This window comes from Duganella lactea, assembly GCF_009857505.1.
Lineage (GTDB): Bacteria > Pseudomonadota > Gammaproteobacteria > Burkholderiales > Burkholderiaceae_D > Rugamonas > Rugamonas lactea.
Genome location: NZ_WWCP01000056.1, coordinates 1 through 22,827, shown reverse-complemented (window position 1 = coordinate 22,827; position 22,827 = coordinate 1). Strand labels below are relative to the sequence as shown.

Genomic DNA, 22,827 nt, shown 5'->3' with positions numbered 1-22,827 from the left:
ACGCGCCACGCTGCAACTGAACTGGAAGGCCGCCGCCTACAACTTGCGCCGCCTTTGCTACCTGAAGGAGGCGAAGTTTTCGGCGTTTTGACGCCCGCAGTCCGTCTGGACCACGAAAAAGGTGGTTTTGGACAGCAAGACAAGTGCCAAAAGGTCTGAAGCCGCCGTGCGAATACGTCCACAGCCGGCGTTTTCTCAGCACCTCAGTTCAAATCAGCAGTAATTCGAGGTCCCCACCTGTCTTTCAACCCCACAGGAGAACTCATCATGAAAAATCGCGTAGCTGTTATTACCGGCGCATCGAGCGGCATCGGCCTGGCCACCGCCAAACTGCTGGCCGCGCGCGGCGCCAAGGTTGCTTTGCTGGCGCGCCGCAAGGAGGTGCTGGAGCAGGCCGTCAACGAGATTCGCGCGGCCGCTGGCGAAGCGCTGGCGCTGGCGGTCGATGTGACCGATCAGACCTCGGTCGATGCCGCCGCCAGCGTGGTGGCGCAGACTTACGGCCCGGCCAATCTGGTCTTCAACAACGCCGGCGTGATGTTGCCGGGCGCGGTGGAGGCGCGTGACATGGACGCATGGGAACATCAGATCGATCTCAACGTCACCGGCGTCATGCGGGTGATCTCGGCCTTCGTGCCGCAACTGGTCAAGAGTGCGGAGCAGGGCGCCGTGGCGGATCTGGTCAACACCTCGTCGATCGCGGCGCAGAATATCTATCCCTACTTCGCGGTGTACAGCGGCACCAAGGCTTATGTCAGTCACCTGAGCCGCCATCTGCGCGCGGAGCTGGGGCCTAAGCATATCCGCGTGTCGCTGATCGAGCCCGGCATCACCGAAACCGAACTGCAAGGCCACTGGACCTTCCAGGGCGCGAAGGACTGGTTCGCCGGCGCGGCGCAGAGCATGGACTTGCTGCAGCCGCGGGACGTGGCGGAAGTGGTCGGCTTTCTGGCCGACCAACCGAAGCATGTCAACCTGCAGCAGGTGGTGGTGATGCCGACCCGGCAGGCCAGCTGATTACCAGCTGTGGTGGACGTACTGTGCGATGCGGTTGCGGTAGAGCTCGCGCAGCGCGTCCATGGTTTCCGCCGGCAGCGCCGGCAGCGCGCTGGCGCGGCTGTTGGCCTGTGCCTGCGCCGCGTTGCGCGCGCCGGGGATCACGGTGCTGACGGCAGCTTCCATCAGAATCCAGCGCAGCGCGAATTCCGCCATGCTGGCGTTGGCCGGCACCAGCTTGCGGATGTCTTCCACCACCGACAACGCCACGTCATAGGGCACGCCGGAGAAGGTTTCGCCCTTGTCGAAGGCTTCGCCGTTGCGGTTGAAGGCGCGGTGGTCGTCGGCGGCGAAGGCGGTGGTGGCGCTCATCTTGCCGGTCAGCAGACCCGATGACAGCGGCACGCGGGCGATCACGCCCACCTGGCGCTTTTTCGCCTCCGCGAAAAACAGCGCGGCCGGGCGCTGGCGGAAGAGGTTGTAGATGATCTGGACCGACTGCACGTTCGGGTATTCGATCGCCTTCAGCGCTTCTTCCACCTTTTCGACGGACACGCCGTAGTGGCGGATTTTGCCGGCCGCGACCAGATCGTCCATGTAGCCGAAGACTTCCTGCTGGTAGTAGACGGCCGGCGGCGGGCAATGCAGCTGCACCAGGTCGAGACAGTCGGTGTCCAGATTGGTCAGCGAGCGTTCGACGAAGGCGGTCAGGTTTTGCCGGGTGTAGCCCTCGGCCACGTGCGGCGACAGGCGGCGGCCGAGCTTGGTGGCGACGTAGGGCTTGTCGCCGCCGCGCTCCTTCAGCACTTCGGCGATCAACTGTTCCGAGCGGCCGTCGCCGTAGACGTCGGCGGTGTCGATGAAGGTGACGCCGGCATCGAGCGCCGCGTGCAGCGCCGCCTTGGCGTCTTCCTTGCTGACGTCGCCCCAGGCGCCGCCGATGGCCCAGGCGCCAAAGCCGATTTCCGATACGGTGTGGCCGGTGCGGCCGAAAGTTCTCTGCTTCATGGTTTGGTCCGTTTATTCAAAGAGGTCAGGGAGGGGGGCATGCGCATCGTTGGCACGAAGCGCGTCAGGTAGAGGGTCACGCAGACGCCGACGGTGATGATCAGCAGCCGCACCCACAGATGATCGGTGCGCCAGATCGAGTAACTCATCGAGCCCCACATGAAGATCAGAATCCAGATCTTGCCGCGCAGCGGGATGCCTTTGCCGTTTTCATAGTCGCGCAGATACTTGCCGAATACCTTGTTGGTTTGCAGCCAGTTGTGCAGGCGTGGCGAGGCGCGCGCAAAACATGCGGACGCCAGCAGCAGGAAAGGCGTGGTCGGCAACAGCGGCAGGAAGATGCCGAGCACGCCCAGGATCACCGCCAAAACGCCTATCGAGTTGAGAATTAGTTTCATTTGTCCAAATCGTATCACCTTGGGTTAGACTATAACAAAAATGTTAGCGCTAACTCTGGTTGGAGGAGACGATGAAGAAGAGCTTGCTGGCCGTGGCGGCCGGTGTGTTGATGGCGTCCGGCGCCCATGCCGACAGCCAGTACAAAATCCTGGTGCTGGCGATGCCGAGCAAGTACCACTACGAATACATTCCGCTGGCGCGCGAAAGCCTGGAGAGGCTGGGCAAGCTGCACGCGTTTGAGATGACCTACACCAACAAGCCGGAAGCCTTCGATGGCGACCTGAAGCATTACGCCGCCGTGATGTTCCTGAACACGCCGCCGGAGGAGCTGAACGAGGCGCGCCGCAGGAAATTCGAGGCCTACATGCAGGGCGGCGGCAACGCCATGCTGGTGCATCGCTCGCTGATCATTCCGCCGAACACCTGGCCGTGGTACGAGAAACTGATCGGCCGCCGCACCGGCAACCATCCGATGCTGCAGACCGGCGTGGTCGAGGTGGCCGACAAAAACTTCCCCGCCGCCTTCGGCCTGCCGGATCACTGGATCTGGAGCGACGAGTTTTACGTGTTCGACAATCCCTACCAGATCAGGATCAACACGGTGCTGAATGTCGACGAAACCAGCTATGACCCGACCAAAATCTGGCCGGGGCAGGTGGCGCACGGCATGGGCAAGGATCATCCGTTGAGCTGGTACCACTACGTGGACAAGGGCCGCGTGTTCGTCACCGCGCTGGGGCATGACGGCAATATGTACCGCGATCCGCAGTATCTGTCGCACCTGATGGGCGGCATCTATTGGACCTCGACCGGCAAGGGCATCCGGCCTTGAGGCCGGACTGATTACTCCTGGCGCACCCAGGTTTGCGTGCGGCCCAGCATCGGCACGCCGATGTAGCCGCGCACGCTCAGCTTCTTGCCGCCGTCGGTCAGGTGCAGCTTGCTCTTGTAGACCTTGCCGTTGCTCGGGTCCAGGATCTCGCCGCCGGCGTATTCATCGCCGTCCTTCTTCAGGTTCGACAGAATGGTCATGCCGAGTATCGGCTGGTCCTTGCGCGCGCCGTCGCACTTGTCGCACTTCGGGTTCTGTTCCTCGTTCGGCTCGCGGAACAGCTTTTCGATCTGGCCGCTCAGCACGCCGTTGTTGTCGCTGATGCGGATCAGCGCCTTCGGTTTGCCGGTCTCGTCATCGATGTTCTTCCACAGGCCGGCTGGCGAGGTGTTGTCGGCGAAGGCCAGCGCGATGCTGAGGGCGGCTACGGCGATCAGGGCGAGAAATTTCATGTGCGTCTCCTGGGTGGTTTTTGTGTGGTTCATTATACGAACTGAACGGTCGTGCCAATTAGAGGGTGTCGTCAAAATACACAAAAAATCTAAAATGAGATAATATGTTCAGATGGAGAAAACATCTGAACACCAAAATCTGCTGGCGCAGATGCGGCACGTGGCGGACGGGCTGGGCAAAACGCTGGCACCGTTCTGCGAAGTGGTGCTGCACGACCTGACGCAGCCGGAGCACGCCATCCTGGCGATCCACAACAACCTGTCGGGCCGCGAAGTGGGCGCGCCGGCGACCGAGCTGGGCTTGGCGCGCGCCGCCGACCCGGCGTTCGAGCAGGTCATCGCCAACTATCCCAACACCTTTCCGGACGGCCGGCTGGCCAAGAGCACGTCGATCGGCATCAAGGACAGCGAAGGCCAGTATATCGCCGCGCTGTGCCTGAACGTTGACCTGACGGTGTTCCGCAGCCTGAACACCATGCTGACGCAGTTCGGCAGTGTCGACACCGCCGCCGCCGTCAACGAAACCATGGTGCTGTCCGGCGCCGACGCCATCCACCGGCGCATCGACCAGTTCGCCGCCCGGCTCGGCACCACGCCGCGCGCGTTGAAAGGCGACGCGCGCAAGGCGCTGATGCGCGAGCTCAAAGAGTCCGGCCTCAGCGATGTGCGCCGCGCGATGGACATCGTCGCCGCCTATCTCAACGTCTCCCGCGCCACCGTCTACAACGACGCGCGCTAATCCTCCCAGGAAAAATCATGAGTGAACTGAAACTGCCCACCTTTGCGGACGTGGTGGCCGCATCCGAACGCATCGCCGGCGTGGCGCACGCGACGCCGGTGCTGACGTCATCGACCGCCGACGCCGAGCTGGGCGCCGAAGTGTTCTTCAAGTGCGAGAACTTCCAGCGCATGGGCGCGTTCAAATTCCGTGGCGGCTACAACGCGCTGGCGCGGTTCACGCCGGAGCAGCGCAAGGCTGGCGTGGTGGCGTTCTCGTCGGGCAATCACGCCCAGGCGATCGCGCTGTCGGCCCGGCTGATGCAAATTCCCGCCACCATCGTCATGCCGCATGACGCGCCGGCCGCCAAGGTGGCGGCCACGCGCGGCTACGGCGCGCAAGTGGTGATTTACGACCGCTACACGGAAGACCGCGAGCAGATCGGCCGCGACCTGGCCATCAAACACGGCCTGACGCTGATTCCACCCTACGACCATGCGGACGTGATCGCGGGGCAGGGCACGGCGGCCAAGGAATTGTTCGAAGAGGTGGGGCGGCTGGACTACGTGTTCGCGCCGCTGGGCGGTGGCGGACTGCTGAGCGGCACCGCCTTGGCGACGCGTGCGCTGTCGCCATCGGCCAAGCTGTTTGGCGTTGAGCCGGAGGCGGGCAACGACGGCCAGCAATCGTTCCGCAGCGGCAGCATCGTGCACATCGACACGCCCAAAACGATCGCCGATGGCGCGCAGACCCAGCACCTGGGCAATATCACCTTCCCGATCATCCAGCGCGATGTGGACGACATCCTCACCGCCAGCGACGAAGAACTGCGCGCGGCGATGCGTTTCTTTGCCGAGCGCATGAAGATGGTGGTCGAACCGACCGGCTGCCTCGGCTTTGCCGCCGCGCGCGCGATGAACGCGCAGCTGCAAGGCAAGCGCGTTGGCATCATCATCAGCGGCGGCAACATCGACATCGCACGTTACGCCGAACTGCTGGCGCAATAATCAGCGCGGCGCCCACAGCACCAGGCCGCTGTTCGGCAAGGTGAACTTGCGGATGCCGCCTGACTGCGTGCGTCGCGCCGCGTTGCCGGCGCCGGCCAGCGTGGCGAAGCCGAAGTCCTGCATCACGTTGGCGAACAGGATGGCCGAGGAATAGGTGGATGGGCCAATGACGACGATGACCTTGCCGTTGTAGAGCTTGTCCAGCTGCGGCTGGCGCCAGGTCTGGATTTCGCCGGTGGCGTCTTTTTTTGTGTAGGTCGAGCCGGTGCGATAAGGCTTGCTGGCGAGGTAGGGCATCAGGCCTTCCAGCCACATATCGTCATCGCCGCCGCCGTTGTCGCTGATATCGATGGTGAGCGTGTTGATGCGCTGTTGGCGCAGCTGTTCGAATGCTGTTTTTGTCAGCGCCAGGAAGCGCTCCCTGAGCGTGGGATCGAAGCTGCCAGCCTTGAGCGTCGCGGCGCCATCCGGCCGGATCTCGAAGTGGAACGGCGCATCGTTAGCGCGCAGGATGCCCGGCGTTTGCGTGCTGGCCGAGAGCGTGACTTGCCAGCGGCGGCCGGCGTGCTCCAGCTCCAGCTGATAGTGCGCCATCGCACCATACAGTTTCCAGTGATACAGCCACCAGCGTTGCGAGGCCAGATGCGCGCGGAACACCGGCGTATCGCCATGCGCGCGTTGCAGCACCTCGGCGGTCGCCGCCGCGGCCGGGATGCCGTTGATGGCAATGATGCGGGCGCCGGCCAGCTCGCTTGTCGCACCGCCCAGCGCGGCGCTGATGCGCAGCTTGCCTTCGGCATCAATTTCCACTTCCAACGGGAACAAGCCGCCACCGGCTTGCAGGTGCGCGACGGTATCGCCACGCCAGTCGGCATAACCGACAAAAAGATGGGCGTCGGCAAAAAGCGGATTCAGCGTTGACAGCCGGCGCCAGGCTGCGTCGCGCGACAGCGTGCCTGTCGTTGCTGCCAAGGTGGTCAGCGCCGCGTCCAGCACCTGCGGATCGGCGGAAAAACCGATAGCCGGATGCTCACTGGCGATGGTCTGGCGGATGAAAGCCACATCCTCCTGCAAAGGGCCTGCGAGCGCGGTGGCGCAGAACAGGGACGACATTAGCATCAGCATCAGCAATCTGGTTTTCATCGGCATGCGCTTGCGCGTGGTTATTTGTTGAAATAATATAGATATTTTTCAACAACGGCAAAGCTTATGACAATCGACTACCGGGCGATCAGCGATCCCCAACTGATTACCTTGCTGTCCTCGCCCATCCGCCAGGAGCTGGTCGACACGCTGGCCGCACTAGGCGGTGAAGCCAGCGCGGCGGAACTGGCACTGGAGCTGGGCCGCCATGCGGACGGCCTCTACTACCATCTGAAACTGCTCTGCAAGGGCAAGCTCGTCACCGAACTCGACGGCGATGGCGACGAGCGCCGCTACCGCCTGGCCGGCGACCCATCTCAGCCGCTGAGGCTGGCATACAACACCGACAGCGAGCGCCACATCACGGCGCTGCGCAAATTCGCCCACGGCCTGATGCAAGTTGCAGAAAAAGACTTTGGCGAAGCACTGGACGCGGAAGACACCATCACCGAAGGTTCATCACGCCAACTATGGGCAGCCCGCAACAAAGCGTGGCTGAGCGAGGCCGAGCTGAAAGAAGCCAACCAGCTGCTGGAACGCCTGTGCGACCTGATGAGCCATCCCCGCACCGCAGGGCGCAATCACCTGCTCAGTTGCACCTTCGTCCTGGCCCCCCACACCGCCCAATCCAAGCGCCGCAGCGAGCCATAAAAAAACGGGGCAAGTTCGGCCAAACCGTACACGAACTGATGTACGTTTGGCAGAACCGGCCCCGATTTCGGGCTAGCTAATGCTAATGCTAATGCTAATGCTAATGCTAATGCTTAGGCTGCTGGCAGCTTGGCGATTTGCTCGCGCATCTTGTCCAGCGTAGCGGAGAAGTTGGCCACGCGTTCTTTTTCTTGCGCGACCACTTCGGCCGGCGCGCGGGCCACGAAGCTTTCGTTCGAAAGCTTGCCGTTGGCTTTGCTGATCTCGCCTTCCAGACGGGTGATTTCCTTGCTCAGGCGCTCACGCTCGGCTTTGACGTCGATTTCCACTTTCAGCATCAGCTTGGTCGTGCCGACGATCGACACCGCCGCCGGCGATTCCGGCAGCGCGTCCACAATCTGCACCTCGGCCAGCTTGGCCAGCGATTGCACGTACGGCGCGTAGCCTTCCATTGCAGCTTTCTCGGTGGCGTTGCCCGGCTCGACGATCAGCGGCACGCGTAGCGATGGCGCCAGCTGCATTTCGCCGCGCAGGTTGCGGGTGGCATCGGTCAGCGCTTTCAGCTGCTGCATCCAGGCTTCGGCCGACTCGTCGATGTTGGCGGTGTTGGCGATCGGGTAGGGCTGCATCATGATCGAGTCGCCGGTCTTGCCGGCCAGCGGCGCGACCGCCTGCCACAGCGCTTCGGTGACGAACGGGATCACCGGATGCGCCAGGCGCAGCACCACTTCCAGCACCCGCAGCAGCGTGTGACGGGTGGCGCGCTGTTGGCCTTCGGTGCCGTGTTGTACCTGTACCTTGGCCACTTCCAGATACCAGTCGCAGTACTCGTCCCAGACGAATTTATAGATGGTCGAGGCGATGTTGTCGAAGCGGTAGTCTGCGAAGCCCTTGGCGACGTCCAGCTCGGCCTTTTGCAGCAGCGAGATGATCCACTTGTCGGCGTTCGACAGGTCGGCTTCGCTGGCGCTGCAATCCTTTTCTTCCGTGTTCATCATCACGAAACGGGTGGCGTTCCACAGCTTGTTGCAGAAGTTGCGGTAGCCTTCGGCGCGGCCCAGGTCGAAGTTGATGTTGCGGCCCAGCGAGGCGTACGAGGCCATCGTGAAGCGCACCGCGTCGGTGCCGTAGGCGGCGATGCCGTTCGGGAATTCCTTGCGGGTGGCCTTGGCGATCTTCTCGGCGTCTTTCGGGTTCATCAGGCCGGTGGTGCGCTTGGCAACCAGTTCTTCCACGCCGATGCCGTCGATCAGGTCGATCGGGTCCAGCGTGTTGCCCTTGGACTTGGACATCTTCTGGCCCTGCGAGTCGCGCACCAGGCCGTGCACGTAGACGGTTTCAAACGGCACTTTGCCGGTGAAGTGCGCGGTCATCATGACCATGCGCGCCACCCAGAAGAAGATGATGTCGAAGCCGGTCACCAGCACCGACGATGGCAGGAAGGCTTTGATGTCCGGGGTTTCTTCCGGCCAGCCCAGCGTCGAGAACGGCACCAGCGCGGACGAGAACCAGGTGTCCAGCACGTCGGCGTCGCGGCGCAGCGGCGCGGTGATGCCTTGGGCGGCGGCTTGCGCGACTGCCTCTGCTTCGGTCTTGGCGACGAAGATGTTGCCGGCCTCGTCGTACCAGGCCGGGATCTGATGGCCCCACCACAGCTGGCGCGAGATGCACCAGTCCTGGATATTGTTGAGCCACTGGTTGTAGGTGGTGCTCCAGTTTTCCGGCACGAATTTGATGTCGCCGGTGGCGACTTTTTCCAGCGCCACTGCGGCGATCGATTTGCCTGGATTGAACGTGCCTTCCGGCGCCGGCTTGCTCATGGCGACGAACCACTGGTCGGTCAGCATCGGCTCGATGACCACGCCGGTACGGTCGCCACGCGGCACCATCAGCTTGTGCGGTTTGACGTCTTCCAGCAGGCCCTGCGCTTCCAGGTCGGCGACGATTTTTTTACGGGCGACGAAGCGGTCCAGGCCACGGTAGGCTTGCGGTGCGTCGTCGACGATCTTGGCGTCCAGCGTCAGGATCGATGGCATCGCCAGCTTGTGGCGCTGGCCGACGGCGTAGTCGTTGAAGTCGTGCGCCGGCGTGATCTTCACGCAGCCGGTGCCGAAGGCCTTGTCGACGTATTCGTCGGCGATGATCGGGATTTCGCGGCCGACCAGCGGCAGCGTCAGCATCTTGCCGACCAGCGCCTGATAGCGTTCGTCGGTGGGATCGACCGCCACGGCGACGTCGCCCAGCATGGTTTCAGGACGGGTGGTGGCCACGGTCAGATGGCCGCTGCCGTCGGCCAGCGGGTACTTGATGTACCACATCGAGCCGTTTTCTTCTTCCGACACCACTTCCAGGTCGGACACGGCGGTGCCCAGCACCGGGTCCCAGTTGACCAGGCGCTTGCCGCGGTAGATCAGGCCCTGCTCGTGCAGGCGCACGAATACTTCGGTCACCGACTTGGAGCGCTCGGCGTCCATGGTGAAGTATTCGCGCTGCCAGTCCGGCGAGGCGCCCAGGCGGCGCATCTGGCCGGTGATGGTGGAGCCGGATTTCTCTTTCCACTCCCAGACCTTCTCGATGAACTTTTCGCGGCCGAGATCGTGGCGCGAGATTTTCTGCGCGTCGAGCTGGCGCTCGACCACGATCTGGGTGGCGATGCCGGCGTGGTCGGTGCCTGGAATCCATGCGGTGTTATGGCCCAGCATGCGGTGGTAGCGGGTCAGGCCGTCCATGATGGTCTGGTTGAAGGCGTGGCCCATGTGCAGGGTGCCGGTGACGTTCGGCGGCGGCAACTGGATGCTGAAAGACGGTTTGCCGGCGTCGAGGGTGGCGGTGTAGTAACCGCGCTGTTCCCACTCGGTACGCCAGAACTGTTCAATGTCGGCAGGCTCGAAAGACTTGGCTAATTCCATGATATGGCTGAGGTATGTTAGAAATGCGTTTGCGAAAACAGCCATTATAGATGACGTGGCCCCGGCTGCGTATTATTGCGGCAACCGCAAAATATCAACAATACAAGGAGGTGATGGGATGCCGGATTTTGCAACGTTGACGCCGACCTTCAAGCACGCAGGCGCCAGGTGCAACGCCCGGCCGCCTTGGCTTCGTACAACGCGAGGTCGGCGCGCTTGTAGAGTTGTTCGTGGTCGTGACCGGCTTGGTGGATGGCGGCGCCGACGCTGACGCTGATCTCGATCACCGCCGCGTCGTGCGGCAGCGGCGCCGCCAGCTGGGCCAGAATGCGTTCGCACACCGGCGCCAGCGTCGCATGGTCGGCGGTCTGGCTCAGCAGCACGGCGAACTCGTCGCCGCCCAGCCGGAACGGCTGGTCCGCTTCGCGCACCGCCGCACGCAGCCGTGCGGCGGTGGCCGCCAGCAGCGCGTCGCCGGCGTCGTGGCCGTGCGTGTCGTTGACCAGTTTGAATCGGTCGAGGTCGATCAGCAGCAGCGTGCATGCCGCGCCGCCGCGCTCGGCCTGCGCCACCAGATGGCGCAAGGCGTCGTTGAACAGGCGGCGGTTGGCCAGCCCGGTCAGCGGATCGCTGTAGGCCAGCGCTTCCAGTTGCGCCTGGGTGGCGCGCAGTTCGGCGGTGCGCGCTGCGACCATCGCTTCCAGCTCGTGCTGGCGGCGGCGCAGATAGGTGGTGCGCGCTTGCATCAGGCCGGCGCCCAGCAACAGTCCCGTCAGCACCGCCGCCACCCGCGCCAGCGTGCGCTGGTGCCAGGCCGGCAGCACCCGCACCGGCACCTCCAGCGTTGGCGCCCAGTCGCCGTTGCGGTTGGAGCCGCGCAGCTGCAGCAGGTAGTCGCCCGGCGGCAGGTTGTTGTAGCTGGCGCGGCGCGCCGCCGCCTCGGTGCTGACCCAGCCGGAGTCGAAGCCCAGCAGCCGGTAGGCGTAGCGGTTGCGCTCCGGCGCCGAGTAGTCGAGCGCGGCGAAGTCGAGCGAGAAGCCGCGCTCGCGCGCCGCGGTGGTGACGGTGAGCGGCGGCGCCTTGCGGCCCAAGCCGGCGTTGTAGACCGCGGCCGGGAGTTCCTGGTCGTTCAGCAGGATGCGGGTGACCACCAGCGGCGGCGTGTAGTGCCACGCCGACAGCGCCTGCGGCCGCACCACGCTGAGTCCGGACAGGCCGCCGAACACCGGCTCGCCCGCGTCGGTGAGCGCGCCGGCATTGGTCCAGTAGCTCGGCACATGCACGCCTTCGCCGATGCCCAGCGCGCGCACGGCCAGCGTGCGCGGGTCGATGCGCGCCAGGCCGTTGTCGGTGCTGGCCCAGATCATGCCGTCGCGGTCCTGCAGCAGCTTGTTGGCGGCCCGGTCGGGCAGGCCCTGGCGCATGCCCAGCCGGTGGAAGCGGCGCGGACCGTTGGCGCTGGCATCGTCCAGGATGACGATGCCGGTGCCGAAGTTCGACAACCACAGCCGGCCATCGCGGTCGCGCAGCATGGACGAAACAAAGCCCGGCGGCAACCGGTCCGGCGCCGCCAGGTCGGTCGGGATCTGCTCGACCGTCTCCGGCCCCACCCGCGCCAGGCCGTTGCGGGTGCCGACCCAGACATCGTCGTCCAGCGGCAGCAGCGCGGTGACGCGCGTATCGCCCAGCCGCGCGCCCTCGTGGCGCAGCAGTTGCGGCGCGCCGGCGGACGGCAGCCGCAGCGCCCACAGGCCATCCAGGCCGCCCACCCACAGTGTGCGTCCGACCAGCGCCAGCGCCCACACTTCCTCCTCGTCGCGCCGGCGCGCCACGTGCACGCGCTGGGCGCGCCGGCCGTCGGCGTCGGCGCGGAACAGGCCTTGCTGGGTGCCGATATAGACCTCGCCGTCGGGTCCGGAGGCGAGCGCCAGCACCCGGCTCTGCGGCAGGCCGGCGCCGACATCCAGCCGGCCGCGCAGGCCGTGCAGCGGATCGACGATGTCGATCCCACCGCTGACCTTGCCCAGCCACAGCTTGCCGTCGGCCGCCTGCAGCAGGCTCGGCACGCTGAGCACGCCGTTGTGGCTGGCGTCCAGGTGGCGGATGGTGGCGACCGCGCGCGGCCGCGGATCGTACTGGCTGAGGCCGGCCATACTGGCGACATAGATGATGCCGCTGCGCTCGCGCAACATCGTCATCACGTCGTTGTCGGCCAGGCTGTCGGGGGTGTCGGCGCGGTGGCGGATGCGGCGCGTGGCGCCATGCCGCACATCGAGCACCACAATGCCGCCGCCGACGCCGTGGGTGCCGAACCAGATCTCGTCCGGCGCCGCCTCGACGATGGCGGAGATGCGCTCCTGTTGCAGCGTCGGCCGCGTGCCGCTTTCGCGCACCGGCGCCGCGCCGGTCGCCAGCGCGGCGCCGGCTTGGTACAGGAAGGCGCCGCTGTTCCCGGTGCCGATCCACAGCCGGCCGGCGCTGTCCCGCAGCAGCCGCGCGACCGGCAGACCGCGCTGGCCGCCCAGCGTCAACTGTTGCGGCGGCCGGCCCGGGCGCAACAGGAACAGGCCATGGCGGGTGCCGGCCCACAGCGCGCCATCGTCCTGGCGCAACAGCGCCTCGACGCCACCGTCGGGCAGCGCGTCGGCGCCGTACTGCGCGCCCAGGCGGGTGAAGCGGCCGTCGGCATCCAGGTGATCGAGGCCGGCGCCGGTGCCGATCCACAGGCCGTCGCGGCCGTCGTCGATGATGGCGGACACCCGGGGATCACGCTGGCCACTGGGGATGGCGCGGTAGCGGATGAAGTTGTCATGCTCGGCGTTGTAGCGCACCAGGCCGCCGGAATTCATGCCCGCCCAAAGGCGGCCCCGGCTGTCGACATGCAGGCTCATCAGATAGCTGTCGGGCAGCGCGTCGTTGCGGGCGCCGTCGGCCAGGTATTTGATGTGGCGGTTGCCGTCCCAGCGCACCAGTCCGGACTGCGTGCCGATCCAGACGAAACCCTGGCGGTCCTGGGCCAAGCTGACGCCGCTGCTGAGATCCGGATGCCCATGGTGCCTGAACGCGGTGTGCGCCAGCTCGCCCCAGCGCACACCGTGGTTGGCCCGCGCCGGCATGCCGAGCAGCATCAGCAGCAGGCACAGTGCGGCAGACAGGGCGCGGCGGCGGAGAACATTGCTACATGGCATTGCCACACTATACCCGAGCGGCCGCGCGCCGAATGTGGGATTTTTGCCACTTCGGCGGCCACCCGGTTTATAATCGGCGCGCTGCCGCAAGGTGGCAAACGCTAGGGGTCCTGCGGCGTGCGAGCTGATGATGCGCGACGCGGGTGAGAAATACCCTCCGAACCTGATCTGGATAATGCCAGCGAAGGGAAGCCATGGATATCGCGCACGCCGGGTGCGGGCGCGCATCCAACCTCCTTTGCTGGCTCCTGTAGCCCAACCAAGGAGCCAAATGAACGCCAACCCACCATTCATGTCCGCCACCGCCACGGTGGACGAGGCAGCGATTCAACCACTACCGAATTCCCGCAAGATCTATGTGCAGGGCAGCCGGCCCGACCTGCGCGTGCCGATGCGCGAAATCACCCAGTCCGACACGCCGGCCACGTTCGGCGTCGAGGCCAATCCGCCGGTGACGGTGTACGACACCTCCGGCCCGTACACCGATCCGGCCGCCAGCATCGATATCCGCGCCGGCCTGGCCGCCACGCCGCGCCTGCCGTGGATACTGGAACGCGGCGACACCGAGCAGCTGGACGGCCCGAGCTCCGCCTATGGTCAGGCGCGGCTGGCCGACGCCGCGCTGGCGCAGTTGCGCTTCAAGCTGCACCGCCAGCCGCGCCGCGCGCGCCAGGGCAGGAACGTCACGCAGATGCACTATGCGCGCCAGGGCATCATCACGCCGGAGATGGAGTTCGTCGCCATCCGCGAGAACCTGCGCCGCCAGGAATACCTCGGGAGCCTGAAGACGTCCGGCCCGAACGGCCAGCGGCTGGCCGAGCTGATGGGCCGCCAGCATCCGGGCCAGGCTTACGGCGCCGCCATGCCGGCCGAGATCACGCCGGAATTCGTGCGCGACGAGCTTGCGCGCGGCCGCGCCATCATCCCGGCCAACATCAACCATCCGGAGCTTGAGCCGATGATCATCGGCCGTAACTTCCTGGTCAAGATCAATGCCAACATCGGCAATTCGGCCGTGACGTCCTCGATCGGCGAGGAGGTCGAGAAGATGACCTGGGCGATCCGCTGGGGCGGCGACACGGTGATGGACCTGTCGACCGGCAAGCATATCCACGAAACGCGCGAGTGGATCATCCGTAACAGCCCGGTGCCGATCGGCACCGTGCCGATTTACCAGGCGCTGGAAAAAGTCAACGGCAAGGCCGAGGACCTGACCTGGGAGATCTTCCGCGACACGCTGATCGAACAGGCCGAGCAGGGCGTCGACTACTTCACCATCCACGCCGGCGTGCTGCTGCGCTATGTGCCGCTGACGGCCAAGCGCATGACCGGCATCGTCTCGCGCGGCGGCTCGATCATGGCCAAGTGGTGTCTGGCGCATCACCAGGAATCGTTCCTGTACACCCACTTCGAAGAGATCTGCGAGATCATGAAGGCGTATGACGTGGCCTTCTCGCTGGGCGACGGCCTGCGTCCCGGCTCGATCTACGACGCCAACGACGAGGCGCAACTGGGCGAGCTCAAAACGCTGGGCGAGCTGACGCAGATCGCCTGGCAACACGACGTGCAGGTGATGATCGAAGGCCCCGGCCACGTGCCGATGCAGCTGATCAAAGAGAATATGGACTTGCAACTGGAGCAGTGCCACGAGGCGCCGTTCTACACGCTGGGACCGTTGACCACCGATATCGCGCCGGGCTACGACCATATCACCTCCGGCATCGGCGCGGCGCAAATCGGCTGGTACGGCACGGCGATGCTGTGCTACGTGACGCCGAAGGAGCATCTCGGCCTGCCGGACAAGAACGACGTCAAGGACGGCATCATCACCTACAAGATCGCCGCCCACGCGGCGGACCTGGCCAAGGGCCATCCGGGCGCGCAGATCCGCGACAACGCGCTGTCCAAGGCGCGCTTTGAATTCCGCTGGGAAGACCAGTTCAACCTCGGCCTCGACCCGGACAAGGCGCGCGAATTCCACGACGAGACCTTGCCCAAGGATTCCGCCAAGGTGGCGCATTTCTGCTCGATGTGCGGCCCGCATTTCTGCTCGATGAAGATCACCCAGGAGGTGCGCGCTTATGCGGAAAACGGCATGCAGGTGAAGACGGTGGAGTTCATCAAGAACGGCGCGGAACTCTACAGCAAGGCGTGAACCATGATTGAGATTGAGTTGAACGGCGCGCCGCACCGCGTGCCGGCGCGCCACACCTTGCAGCAGCTGGTGGAAGCGCTGGCGCTGAGCGGCCAGGCGCTGGCGCTGGCGGTCAACCGCCAGGTCGTGCCGCGCCAGCAGTGGCCGGAACGCGTGCTGCAGGCGCGCGACCAGGTGGATATTGTGCGCGCCATCGGCGGCGGTTAATTGGAGAACGAGATGAATGATGTGTTGACGATCGCCGGCAAGGCGTATCAATCGCGCTTGCTGGTTGGCAGCGGCAAGTACAAGGATTTGCAGCAGACTCGCGAGGCGACCGACGCCGCCGAGGCGGAAATTATCACGGTGGCGATCCGCCGCGTGAATATCGGCCAGGACCCGAAGGCGCCGTCGTTGCTGGACGTGCTGCCGCCGTCGCGGTACACCATCCTGCCCAATACGGCCGGCTGCTACACCGCCAAGGACGCGATCTACACCTTGCAGATGGCGCGCGAACTGCTGAACGGCCATCGGCTGGTGAAGCTGGAAGTGCTGGGCGACGAGAAGACCCTGTTCCCGAATATGCCCGAGACGCTGGTGGCGGCGCGCGCGCTGGTGCAGGATGGCTTCGATGTGATGGTGTATTGCAGCGACGATCCGATTCAGGCGCGCATGCTGGAGGACCTTGGCTGTGTGGCGGTGATGCCGCTGGCGTCGCTGATCGGCTCCGGCATGGGGATACTGAATCCGTGGAATCTGTCGCTGATCATCGAGCAGGCCAGCGTGCCGGTGCTGGTGGATGCCGGCGTCGGCACGGCCTCGGACGCGGCGATCGCGATGGAGCTGGGCTGTGACGGCGTGCTGATGAACACCGCCATCGCCGGCGCGCAAGACCCGGTGCGCATGGCGCGCGCGATGAAGCTGGGCGTGCAGGCCGGGCGCGAGGCCTATCTGGCTGGCCGCATCGCGCGCAAGTTCGCGGCGTCGCCGTCGTCACCGATGGCGGGGCGGCTGGCATGACGCGGCCGTGCGTGCTGGTGTTCGCCGGACTCGATCCGTCCGGCGGCGCCGGCTTGTCGGCCGACCTGCAGGCAATTGCCGGTCAGGGCGTGCACGCGCTGACCGTCTGCACCGCGCTGACGGTGCAGGACAATGACCGCGTGTTCGGCGTGCAGCCGGTGGCGGCGGAGCTGGTGCTGCGCCAGGCGCGGGCGCTGGCCGACAAGATCGCCATCAGCGCGGTCAAGATCGGCATCGCCGGCAGCGCCGCCAACGCCGAGGCAATCGCCGGCTTCATCACCTGGCTGCGCCAGCGCTGCGCGGGCGAGACGCCGGTGGTGCTCGATCCGGTGCTCGCCAGCGGCCACGGCGACCTGCTGTCGCGTGACGACGCGGCGCTGGCGCTGGCGCCGCTGCTGCCGCTGACCACCGTGCTCACGCCCAACGGCCCGGAAGCGCGGACACTGAGCGACGCCACGCGGCCCGAGGCGCAGGCCCAGGCGTTGCGCGCACGCGGCTGCCGCCACGTCTTCATCACCGGCGGCCACGGCGACGACGAGGAAGTGATCAATCGCTGGTACGGCCCCGGCGCGCCGCGCGAATGGCGCTGGCCGCGACTGGACGGCGCCTTCCACGGCAGTGGTTGCACGCTGGCCTCGGCGCTGGCCGCGCAACTGGCCTTGGGCCTGCCCACCGCCGTCGCGCTGGAGCAGGCGCAGCACTACGTCTTCCACGCGCTGCGCGATGCCTACGCCATCGCCCCCGGCCAGCGCATCCCCTTACGTTAAGCGAGAGAACATCATGCACGGACTCTACCTCGTCACCCCCAACTGGGACGACACCGACCGCCTGCTGAGCGTGACTGAACAGGCACTGCAGGCCGGCCCGGTCGCCCTGCTGCAATACCGTCACAAGGAGGCCGGTCCGGCCCAGCGCGCCGAGCAGGCGGCCGCGCTGCAGGCGCTGTGCCGCCGCCACCGCGTGCCTTTCCTCATCAACGACTTCGTCGACCTGTGCCAGCAACTCGACGCCGATGGCGTGCACCTCGGCGGCACCGACGCCGAGGTCGGCGCCGTGCGCGCGCAACTGGGCGCCGGCAAGATCATCGGCGCTTCCTGCTACGGCGATCTGCCGCGTGCCATCGCCGCGCAGCAGGCCGGCGCCAGCTATGTCGCCTTCGGCGGCTTCTATCCGTCGCGCGTGAAACAATACGCCGTCACCACGCCGCCCGCCATCCTCGGCCAGGCAAGCGAGGTCATCCGCGTACCGATGGTGGTCATCGGCGGCATGACGCCGCACAACGCCGCGCCGCTGGTCGCCGGCGGCGCGCACATGGTGGCGGCCATCAGCAGCGTCTATCAAGCTGAAAGTGTGGCGCAGGCGGTCGATCAATTCAACGCACTTTTTGCATAGCAATAAAAGGCTTGAAGTATTGGCCAGTTTCGGCTTTATAATGGGGCTGTTAGCAATAGCCCAAGGTTGCCGATCCATGCCTTTATCTTCTACCAGCCAGACCAGCCCGAAGCGCCTGATCCTCATCGTTGACGACGATCCTCTGCTGCTCGATTTCCTTGGCGAAGTGTTAGGCCATGCCGGCTACGAGGTCGCCAAGGCCTCCTCGGCCGAACAAGCCCTGCAAGCCATTGCCCAGCGCGAGCCGGACCTGGCGCTGCTCGACATCCACATGCCCGGCATGAACGGCCTGGAACTGGCCAAGCAGCTGCACGCCACCAGTTCGGTGCCGTTCATGTTCCTGTCCGGCCGCGGCGACGCCGACGCCGGCAAGCAGGCCGCCTCGTATGGCGCGGTCGGCTTCCTGGTCAAGCCGGTCGACGAGAAGCAGCTGATGCCGGCGTTTGCCGCCGGCCTGGCGCGCGCCGACGAAATCCGTCAATTGCGCCGCACCGAGCTCAATCTGAACGCCGCGCTGGCCGCTGGCCGCGAAACCAGCCTGGCCGTGGGTCTGCTGATGTGCAAGTTCCAGACCGACCGCAACACCGCCTTCGAGGTGCTGCGCGACCACGCCCGCTCCAATCGCCGCAAGGTCAACGAGGTGGCCGACCAGTTGCTGGCGGCCGAAGAAACCCTCAACAGCTTGCATGCCGCATTCAACAGCCGTCTGAAAAAGTAAACGCCGCGCGTTAAAATACTTGCCGCAAAGCATTTTTGAGATACACTATGGTCTGCGTGGCGGATACTGATACCGGTTATCCGCCGCCGCGACCGCGACCGTGCCCCCATTGGCACCTGTCGCCCACTGGCTGCCCGTACCCTGCGCCACGTCCCATTTCTTCGGCCCAACTCCGCCGAGCTTTTACTAGCTTTCACAGCGGAGACAGCCATGACCAACGATTTGCCAAGCACCACTTTTCGTCCGTTCACCGAAGAAACCGGCGGCGCCATCGGTTTTTCGATCTTTGCCACCGCCCCGCGCGTGCTGCACATCGACAGCGACCATGACGCCGCGCTGGTGCTGGCCGCCTTGCTGGTGCCGGAAACCCAGGTGACCCATGTGCAGACGCTGGCCGCGGCGCAGGAACTGCTGCGCCGGGAACAGTATGCACTGGTGGTGCTGGACCCGGACCTGCCTGACGGCGACGGCGCCGATCTGCTGCCGGAAGTGCGCATGCTGCAGGGCGACGCGCGCGTGCTGATGTATTCGGCGCGCCATCCGGAGCAGCACCAGGCCGGTGGTGCCTTCCTGCCCAAGCCGTGGACCTCGCCGCGCCAGCTGTGGCGCACGGTGGCGGACCTGCTGGACATCGGTCCTGCGATGCCGGTTGAACCCCAATAAGCGCGATATTGATAATAAATACCAGGGGACGGCCGTCTGGCCTTGTTGCGTGACTGGCGTAAGTGATAGTCTGCCGGATCATTCAACGAGGACACACAGATGACGTCACCTATCAAACTCGCCATCGTCGGCGTCGGCAAAATCGTCTACGACCAGCACCTGCCCGCCATCACCGCGAACGCCGACTACGCGCTGGTCGCGACGGCCAGCCGCAACAACACCATCGACAACGTTCCGAGCTTCCCGACCATTGAAGCCATGCTGGCAGCGCGTCCGGACATCGAGGCCGTTTCGCTGTGCATGCCGCCGCAATACCGTTACGCCGCCGCGCGCAAGGCGCTGGCCGCCGGCAAGCACGTCTTCCTGGAAAAGCCGCCCGGCGCCACGCTGTCGGAAGTGGCCGACCTGGAAGCCTTCGCCGCCGAGAAGGGCGTCAGCCTGTTCGCCAGCTGGCACTCGCGCTATGCGCCGGGCGTGCAGCCGGCCAAGGCCCACCTGGCCGCCAACGCGCCAACCGCCATGCACGTGATCTGGAAAGAAGACGTGCGCCAGTGGCACCCGAACCAGGACTGGATCTGGCAGGCGGGCGGCCTGGGCGTGTTCGATCCGGGCATCAACGCGCTGTCGATCGTCACCGAAATCCTGCCGTCGGCGGTGTTTCTGACCAAGGCCGCGCTGGAGTTCCCTGAAAACCGCGACGCGCCGATCGCCGCCGACCTGCATTTCCAGAACGCCGACGGTGTCAAGGTGCATGCCGAGTTCGACTGGCGCCAGACCGGCAAGCAAAGCTGGGACATCATCGTCACCACCGCCGGAGGCGAGGTCAAGCTGGCCGACGGCGGTGCGCGCCTGTGGATCAACGGCGCCGAGCAGCCACTGGAGAAGGAGGCCGAATACCCGTCGCTGTACCAGCGTTTCGCACACATCGTCCGCGCCGGCCAGTCGGACGTGGATGTGTCGCCGCTGCGTCACGTCGCCGACGCCTTCATGCTGGGCCAGCGCAAAGTGGTGGACGCCTTCCACGATTGATTTGTCATCGGAATATTACGCCTTTCAGTAAATCGGCCCAGATTTTTATGCTTTGATATAACGTCATGCGGGTGGTTTATCTGAAAGAGTAATGTGCAGAGCTTCGAGCACGGCCGGGGCGTTGGCTGACGCCATGGAGGCTAGCCTGGTCCCTGTGCCGAAACATCTTCTCCCCGAGGTTGCTCGCCTCTGGTCCGGGAAATCCATCGGGCCTGACGATGTTCCTTCAACGGTCGACCGACTCCTGGCTGGGCACATAGGGGGACACAGCATTTTTGGCCCGCAGGAATTTGTTATCATGATGTTCCAACGCGAAAGGAACCTCATGAAAACCAAAGCAGCCGTTGCCTGGCAAGCGGGCAAGCCCCTGACGATTGAAGAAGTCGAGCTGGGCGGCCCGCGCGAGGGCGAAGTGCTGGTGGAAATCAAGGCCACCGGCATCTGCCATACCGATTACTACACCCTGTCCGGCGCCGATCCGGAAGGAATCTTCCCGGCCATCCTGGGCCATGAAGGCGCCGGCATCGTGGTCGATGTCGGTCCCGGCGTTAAATCGCTGAAGAAGGACGACCACGTCATTCCGCTGTACACGCCGGAATGCCGCCAGTGCAAATTCTGCCTGTCGCAAAAAACCAATCTGTGCCAGTCGATCCGCTCGACGCAGGGCCGTGGCCTGATGCCGGATGCGACCAGCCGCTTCTCCATCGACGGCAAGCCGATTTATCACTACATGGGCACGTCGACCTTCGCCAACTACATCGTGGTGCCGGAAATCGCGCTGGCCAAGATCCGCGAGGACGCGCCGTTCGATAAAGTCTGCTACATCGGTTGCGGCGTGACCACCGGCGTGGGCGCGGTGCTGTTCACCGCCAAGGTGGAAGCGGGCGCGAATGTGGTGGTGTTCGGCCTGGGCGGCATCGGCCTGAACGTGATTCAAGCGGCCAAGATGGTCGGCGCGGACAAGATCATCGGCGTCGACATCAATCCGGCGCGCCAGGAGATGGCACGCAAGTTCGGCATGACCCACTTCATCAATCCGAACGAAGTGGAAAACGTGGTCGATCACATCATCCAGCTGACCGACGGCGGCGCCGACTACAGCTTCGAGTGCGTCGGCAACACCACGCTGATGCGTCAGGCGCTGGAGTGCTGCCACAAGGGATGGGGCAAGTCGATCATCATCGGCGTGGCGGCGGCGGGGCAGGAAATCTCGACCCGTCCGTTCCAGCTGGTGACCGGCCGCGAGTGGAAGGGCTCGGCCTTCGGCGGCGCGCGCGGCCGCACCGACGTGCCGAAGATCGTTGACTGGTATATGGAAGGCAAGCTCAACATCGACGACCTGATCACCCATCGCCTCAAACTGGAAGACATCAATCAGGGCTTCGACCTGATGAAGAGCGGCGAGTCGATCCGCTCGGTGGTGCTGTACTAAGCCACACCTGCATGGATGTAGAAAAAAAGTTCTAGACTTCCAAAACTAGATAATTTATTCTACATCCATGAACCCACATCTGCCCTCTCTGCTGCAAGCACTCGTGCCCGCGACCGGCTGGGCGCTGCTGCATTTCGTCTGGCAAGGCTTGCTGATCGGCTGGACCGTCATGCTGGCCATGCACTTGCTGCGCAACGCGCGTCCGCAGACGCGTTACACGGTCGCCTGCGGCGGCATGCTGCTGTGCGCGGCGCTGCCGCTGTCGGCCATCATCGTTTATTTGCTCGACGCTTCCGTCCCGGTTGGTTTTGGCGCCATGCAAACGGTGGCCGTTGGTGCCACCAGCGCCGGCGCCCTGATCGACGATGGCACGCTGGACAATATCAAATCGCTGCTGGGCCGCCAATTGCCGTGGATCGTCGGCCTGTGGCTGGCCGGCGCGGCGCTGATGGCGCTGCGGCTGGCGCTTGGCCTCAAGTGGGTGGCTGAACATACCGGCGCCGGCGACTACACCACCAATCCCTATTGGCAGCGTCGGCTGTCGACGATGGCGTGCCGCTTCGGCATTGAACAGCATGTGCGGCTGGGCGTGTCCGACAAGGTCGACAGCCCGATCACCGCCGGCTGCTGGAAGCCGATCGTGCTGGTGCCGTCGGCGCTGATCACCGGCATGCCGGTCGATCTGCTCGAAGCGCTGCTGGCGCACGAGCTGGCGCACATCAAACGACATGACTATCTGGTCAATCTCCTACAAAGCGTGATCGAGGTCGCGCTGTTCTATCACCCTAGTGTTTGGGCTATTTCGCGCAGGATACGGATCGAGCGGGAACAAATCGCCGACGACCTGGCAGTCGAGATGCTCGGCCAGCCGCACAAGCTGGCGCAAGCCCTGTCGCAACTGGACCAGTTCCAGTTCGATACAACACAACTAGCCCACGCGGCTCATGGAGGAAATCTCATGTCTCGAATCAAACGCCTGCTGCGTCCCGATGTGGAACCGGTCAGCTGGAAAATCGCCATGCCGCTGGCGGGCCTGCTGGCGGCCGGCGCGGTGTTCTATGCCCACGCCGCGCCGCAGCCGGTGGCGCCCGCTGCGCCGCTGGCGCCTGCCGCGGCACCAGCCGCACCAGCCGCAC

General features: G+C 64.9%; 21 protein-coding genes and 1 riboswitch. Of the genes, 15 read left to right on the top strand and 6 right to left on the bottom strand.

Going from position 1 to position 22,827, the window contains the following annotated elements:
* Positions 1–267: 267 nt before the first annotated feature.
* Positions 268–1,017, top strand: a complete 750-nt coding sequence (locus GTP44_RS25445; protein ID WP_161021596.1) for an SDR family oxidoreductase — start codon at positions 268–270, stop codon at positions 1,015–1,017.
* Here the strand turns inward: GTP44_RS25445 and GTP44_RS25440 are convergent, their stop codons facing one another.
* Entirely contained in the window at positions 1,018–2,004 is a 987-nt protein-coding gene (locus tag GTP44_RS25440; RefSeq protein ID WP_161021595.1) for an aldo/keto reductase, read from the bottom strand.
* Entirely contained in the window at positions 2,001–2,402 is a 402-nt protein-coding gene (locus tag GTP44_RS25435) for a YbaN family protein (RefSeq protein WP_160989591.1), read from the bottom strand. Before GTP44_RS25435 ends, GTP44_RS25440 begins: the two co-directional genes overlap by 4 nt.
* A gap of 71 nt (positions 2,403–2,473) precedes the next feature.
* Between GTP44_RS25435 and GTP44_RS25430 the strand changes: the two genes are divergently transcribed.
* Positions 2,474–3,235 (top strand): ThuA domain-containing protein, encoded by a 762-nt coding sequence (locus GTP44_RS25430; protein WP_161021594.1) that lies wholly within the window; start codon positions 2,474–2,476, stop codon positions 3,233–3,235.
* Between the two features lie 11 nt (positions 3,236–3,246).
* Here GTP44_RS25430 and GTP44_RS25425 read toward each other — a convergent pair whose 3' ends face one another.
* Complete coding sequence (locus GTP44_RS25425; RefSeq protein ID WP_161021593.1) at positions 3,247–3,687, bottom strand: DUF2147 domain-containing protein; 441 nt, start codon at positions 3,685–3,687, stop codon at positions 3,247–3,249.
* 112 nt (positions 3,688–3,799) lie between these two features.
* Between GTP44_RS25425 and GTP44_RS25420 the strand changes: the two genes are divergently transcribed.
* Positions 3,800–4,426 carry a helix-turn-helix transcriptional regulator gene (locus GTP44_RS25420; protein ID WP_160989587.1) on the top strand — a complete coding sequence of 209 codons (627 nt, stop codon included), beginning with the start codon at positions 3,800–3,802 and terminating at the stop codon, positions 4,424–4,426.
* A 17-nt stretch (positions 4,427–4,443) separates the two neighbouring features.
* Entirely contained in the window at positions 4,444–5,412 is a 969-nt protein-coding gene (locus GTP44_RS25415; protein WP_161021592.1) for a threo-3-hydroxy-L-aspartate ammonia-lyase, read from the top strand.
* Here GTP44_RS25415 and GTP44_RS25410 read toward each other — a convergent pair whose 3' ends face one another.
* Positions 5,413–6,555 (bottom strand): S41 family peptidase, encoded by a 1,143-nt coding sequence (locus GTP44_RS25410; protein WP_229257080.1) that lies wholly within the window; start codon positions 6,553–6,555, stop codon positions 5,413–5,415.
* A gap of 66 nt (positions 6,556–6,621) precedes the next feature.
* Between GTP44_RS25410 and GTP44_RS25405 the strand changes: the two genes are divergently transcribed.
* Positions 6,622–7,206 (top strand): winged helix-turn-helix domain-containing protein, encoded by a 585-nt coding sequence (locus GTP44_RS25405; RefSeq protein WP_160989585.1) that lies wholly within the window; start codon positions 6,622–6,624, stop codon positions 7,204–7,206.
* Between the two features lie 113 nt (positions 7,207–7,319).
* Here the strand turns inward: GTP44_RS25405 and GTP44_RS25400 are convergent, their stop codons facing one another.
* Both GTP44_RS25400 and GTP44_RS25395 read right to left on the bottom strand, forming a co-directional pair.
* Positions 7,320–10,115 carry a valine--tRNA ligase gene (locus tag GTP44_RS25400; protein ID WP_161021591.1) on the bottom strand — a complete coding sequence of 932 codons (2,796 nt, stop codon included), beginning with the start codon at positions 10,113–10,115 and terminating at the stop codon, positions 7,320–7,322.
* A 149-nt stretch (positions 10,116–10,264) separates the two neighbouring features.
* Positions 10,265–13,303, bottom strand: coding sequence for a diguanylate cyclase domain-containing protein (locus GTP44_RS25395; RefSeq protein WP_229257081.1), 3,039 nt, complete (start codon positions 13,301–13,303; stop codon positions 10,265–10,267).
* Positions 13,304–13,396: 93 nt separating this feature from the next.
* A riboswitch (TPP riboswitch) is annotated at positions 13,397–13,510 on the top strand.
* Between the two features lie 64 nt (positions 13,511–13,574).
* Between GTP44_RS25395 and thiC the strand changes: the two genes are divergently transcribed.
* The 10 genes from thiC to GTP44_RS25345 all read left to right on the top strand — a co-directional run.
* Positions 13,575–15,458, top strand: a complete 1,884-nt coding sequence (gene thiC / locus GTP44_RS25390; RefSeq protein WP_161021589.1) for a phosphomethylpyrimidine synthase ThiC — start codon at positions 13,575–13,577, stop codon at positions 15,456–15,458.
* A gap of 3 nt (positions 15,459–15,461) precedes the next feature.
* On the top strand, positions 15,462–15,665 hold the full coding sequence (gene thiS, locus GTP44_RS25385) for a sulfur carrier protein ThiS (RefSeq protein ID WP_161021588.1): 204 nt from the start codon (positions 15,462–15,464) through the stop codon (positions 15,663–15,665).
* Positions 15,666–15,677: 12 nt separating this feature from the next.
* Positions 15,678–16,457, top strand: coding sequence for a thiazole synthase (locus tag GTP44_RS25380; protein WP_160989580.1), 780 nt, complete (start codon positions 15,678–15,680; stop codon positions 16,455–16,457).
* Entirely contained in the window at positions 16,454–17,224 is a 771-nt protein-coding gene (gene thiD / locus GTP44_RS25375) for a bifunctional hydroxymethylpyrimidine kinase/phosphomethylpyrimidine kinase (protein ID WP_160989579.1), read from the top strand. Before GTP44_RS25380 ends, thiD begins: the two co-directional genes overlap by 4 nt.
* 13 nt (positions 17,225–17,237) lie before the next feature.
* Complete coding sequence (gene thiE, locus GTP44_RS25370) at positions 17,238–17,849, top strand: thiamine phosphate synthase (protein ID WP_161021587.1); 612 nt, start codon at positions 17,238–17,240, stop codon at positions 17,847–17,849.
* 76 nt (positions 17,850–17,925) lie between these two features.
* Complete coding sequence (locus tag GTP44_RS25365; RefSeq protein ID WP_160989577.1) at positions 17,926–18,567, top strand: ANTAR domain-containing response regulator; 642 nt, start codon at positions 17,926–17,928, stop codon at positions 18,565–18,567.
* 210 nt (positions 18,568–18,777) lie between these two features.
* Entirely contained in the window at positions 18,778–19,230 is a 453-nt protein-coding gene (locus GTP44_RS25360) for a response regulator (protein ID WP_160989576.1), read from the top strand.
* Positions 19,231–19,329: 99 nt separating this feature from the next.
* Positions 19,330–20,259 (top strand): Gfo/Idh/MocA family protein, encoded by a 930-nt coding sequence (locus tag GTP44_RS25355; protein WP_161021586.1) that lies wholly within the window; start codon positions 19,330–19,332, stop codon positions 20,257–20,259.
* Between the two features lie 325 nt (positions 20,260–20,584).
* Positions 20,585–21,691 (top strand): S-(hydroxymethyl)glutathione dehydrogenase/class III alcohol dehydrogenase, encoded by a 1,107-nt coding sequence (locus GTP44_RS25350; protein ID WP_160989574.1) that lies wholly within the window; start codon positions 20,585–20,587, stop codon positions 21,689–21,691.
* Positions 21,692–21,758: 67 nt separating this feature from the next.
* On the top strand, positions 21,759–22,827 hold a 1,069-nt coding region (locus GTP44_RS25345), incomplete at its 3' end, for a M56 family metallopeptidase (protein WP_229257079.1).

What these genes read in the sequence shown, in the direction of transcription:
- GTP44_RS25445 (WP_161021596.1), top strand. Translation starts at nt 268, where the DNA reads ATGAAAAATCGCGTAGCTGTTATTACCGGCGCATCGAGCGGCATCGGC.
- GTP44_RS25440 (WP_161021595.1), bottom strand. Translation starts at nt 2,004, where the DNA reads ATGAAGCAGAGAACTTTCGGCCGCACCGGCCACACCGTATCGGAAATC.
- GTP44_RS25435 (WP_160989591.1), bottom strand. Translation starts at nt 2,402, where the DNA reads ATGAAACTAATTCTCAACTCGATAGGCGTTTTGGCGGTGATCCTGGGC.
- GTP44_RS25430 (WP_161021594.1), top strand. Translation starts at nt 2,474, where the DNA reads ATGAAGAAGAGCTTGCTGGCCGTGGCGGCCGGTGTGTTGATGGCGTCC.
- GTP44_RS25425 (WP_161021593.1), bottom strand. Translation starts at nt 3,687, where the DNA reads ATGAAATTTCTCGCCCTGATCGCCGTAGCCGCCCTCAGCATCGCGCTG.
- GTP44_RS25420 (WP_160989587.1), top strand. Translation starts at nt 3,800, where the DNA reads ATGGAGAAAACATCTGAACACCAAAATCTGCTGGCGCAGATGCGGCAC.
- GTP44_RS25415 (WP_161021592.1), top strand. Translation starts at nt 4,444, where the DNA reads ATGAGTGAACTGAAACTGCCCACCTTTGCGGACGTGGTGGCCGCATCC.
- GTP44_RS25410 (WP_229257080.1), bottom strand. Translation starts at nt 6,555, where the DNA reads ATGAAAACCAGATTGCTGATGCTGATGCTAATGTCGTCCCTGTTCTGC.
- GTP44_RS25405 (WP_160989585.1), top strand. Translation starts at nt 6,622, where the DNA reads ATGACAATCGACTACCGGGCGATCAGCGATCCCCAACTGATTACCTTG.
- GTP44_RS25400 (WP_161021591.1), bottom strand. Translation starts at nt 10,115, where the DNA reads ATGGAATTAGCCAAGTCTTTCGAGCCTGCCGACATTGAACAGTTCTGG.
- GTP44_RS25395 (WP_229257081.1), bottom strand. Translation starts at nt 13,303, where the DNA reads ATGCCATGTAGCAATGTTCTCCGCCGCCGCGCCCTGTCTGCCGCACTG.
- thiC (WP_161021589.1), top strand. Translation starts at nt 13,575, where the DNA reads ATGAACGCCAACCCACCATTCATGTCCGCCACCGCCACGGTGGACGAG.
- thiS (WP_161021588.1), top strand. Translation starts at nt 15,462, where the DNA reads ATGATTGAGATTGAGTTGAACGGCGCGCCGCACCGCGTGCCGGCGCGC.
- GTP44_RS25380 (WP_160989580.1), top strand. Translation starts at nt 15,678, where the DNA reads ATGAATGATGTGTTGACGATCGCCGGCAAGGCGTATCAATCGCGCTTG.
- thiD (WP_160989579.1), top strand. Translation starts at nt 16,454, where the DNA reads ATGACGCGGCCGTGCGTGCTGGTGTTCGCCGGACTCGATCCGTCCGGC.
- thiE (WP_161021587.1), top strand. Translation starts at nt 17,238, where the DNA reads ATGCACGGACTCTACCTCGTCACCCCCAACTGGGACGACACCGACCGC.
- GTP44_RS25365 (WP_160989577.1), top strand. Translation starts at nt 17,926, where the DNA reads ATGCCTTTATCTTCTACCAGCCAGACCAGCCCGAAGCGCCTGATCCTC.
- GTP44_RS25360 (WP_160989576.1), top strand. Translation starts at nt 18,778, where the DNA reads ATGACCAACGATTTGCCAAGCACCACTTTTCGTCCGTTCACCGAAGAA.
- GTP44_RS25355 (WP_161021586.1), top strand. Translation starts at nt 19,330, where the DNA reads ATGACGTCACCTATCAAACTCGCCATCGTCGGCGTCGGCAAAATCGTC.
- GTP44_RS25350 (WP_160989574.1), top strand. Translation starts at nt 20,585, where the DNA reads ATGAAAACCAAAGCAGCCGTTGCCTGGCAAGCGGGCAAGCCCCTGACG.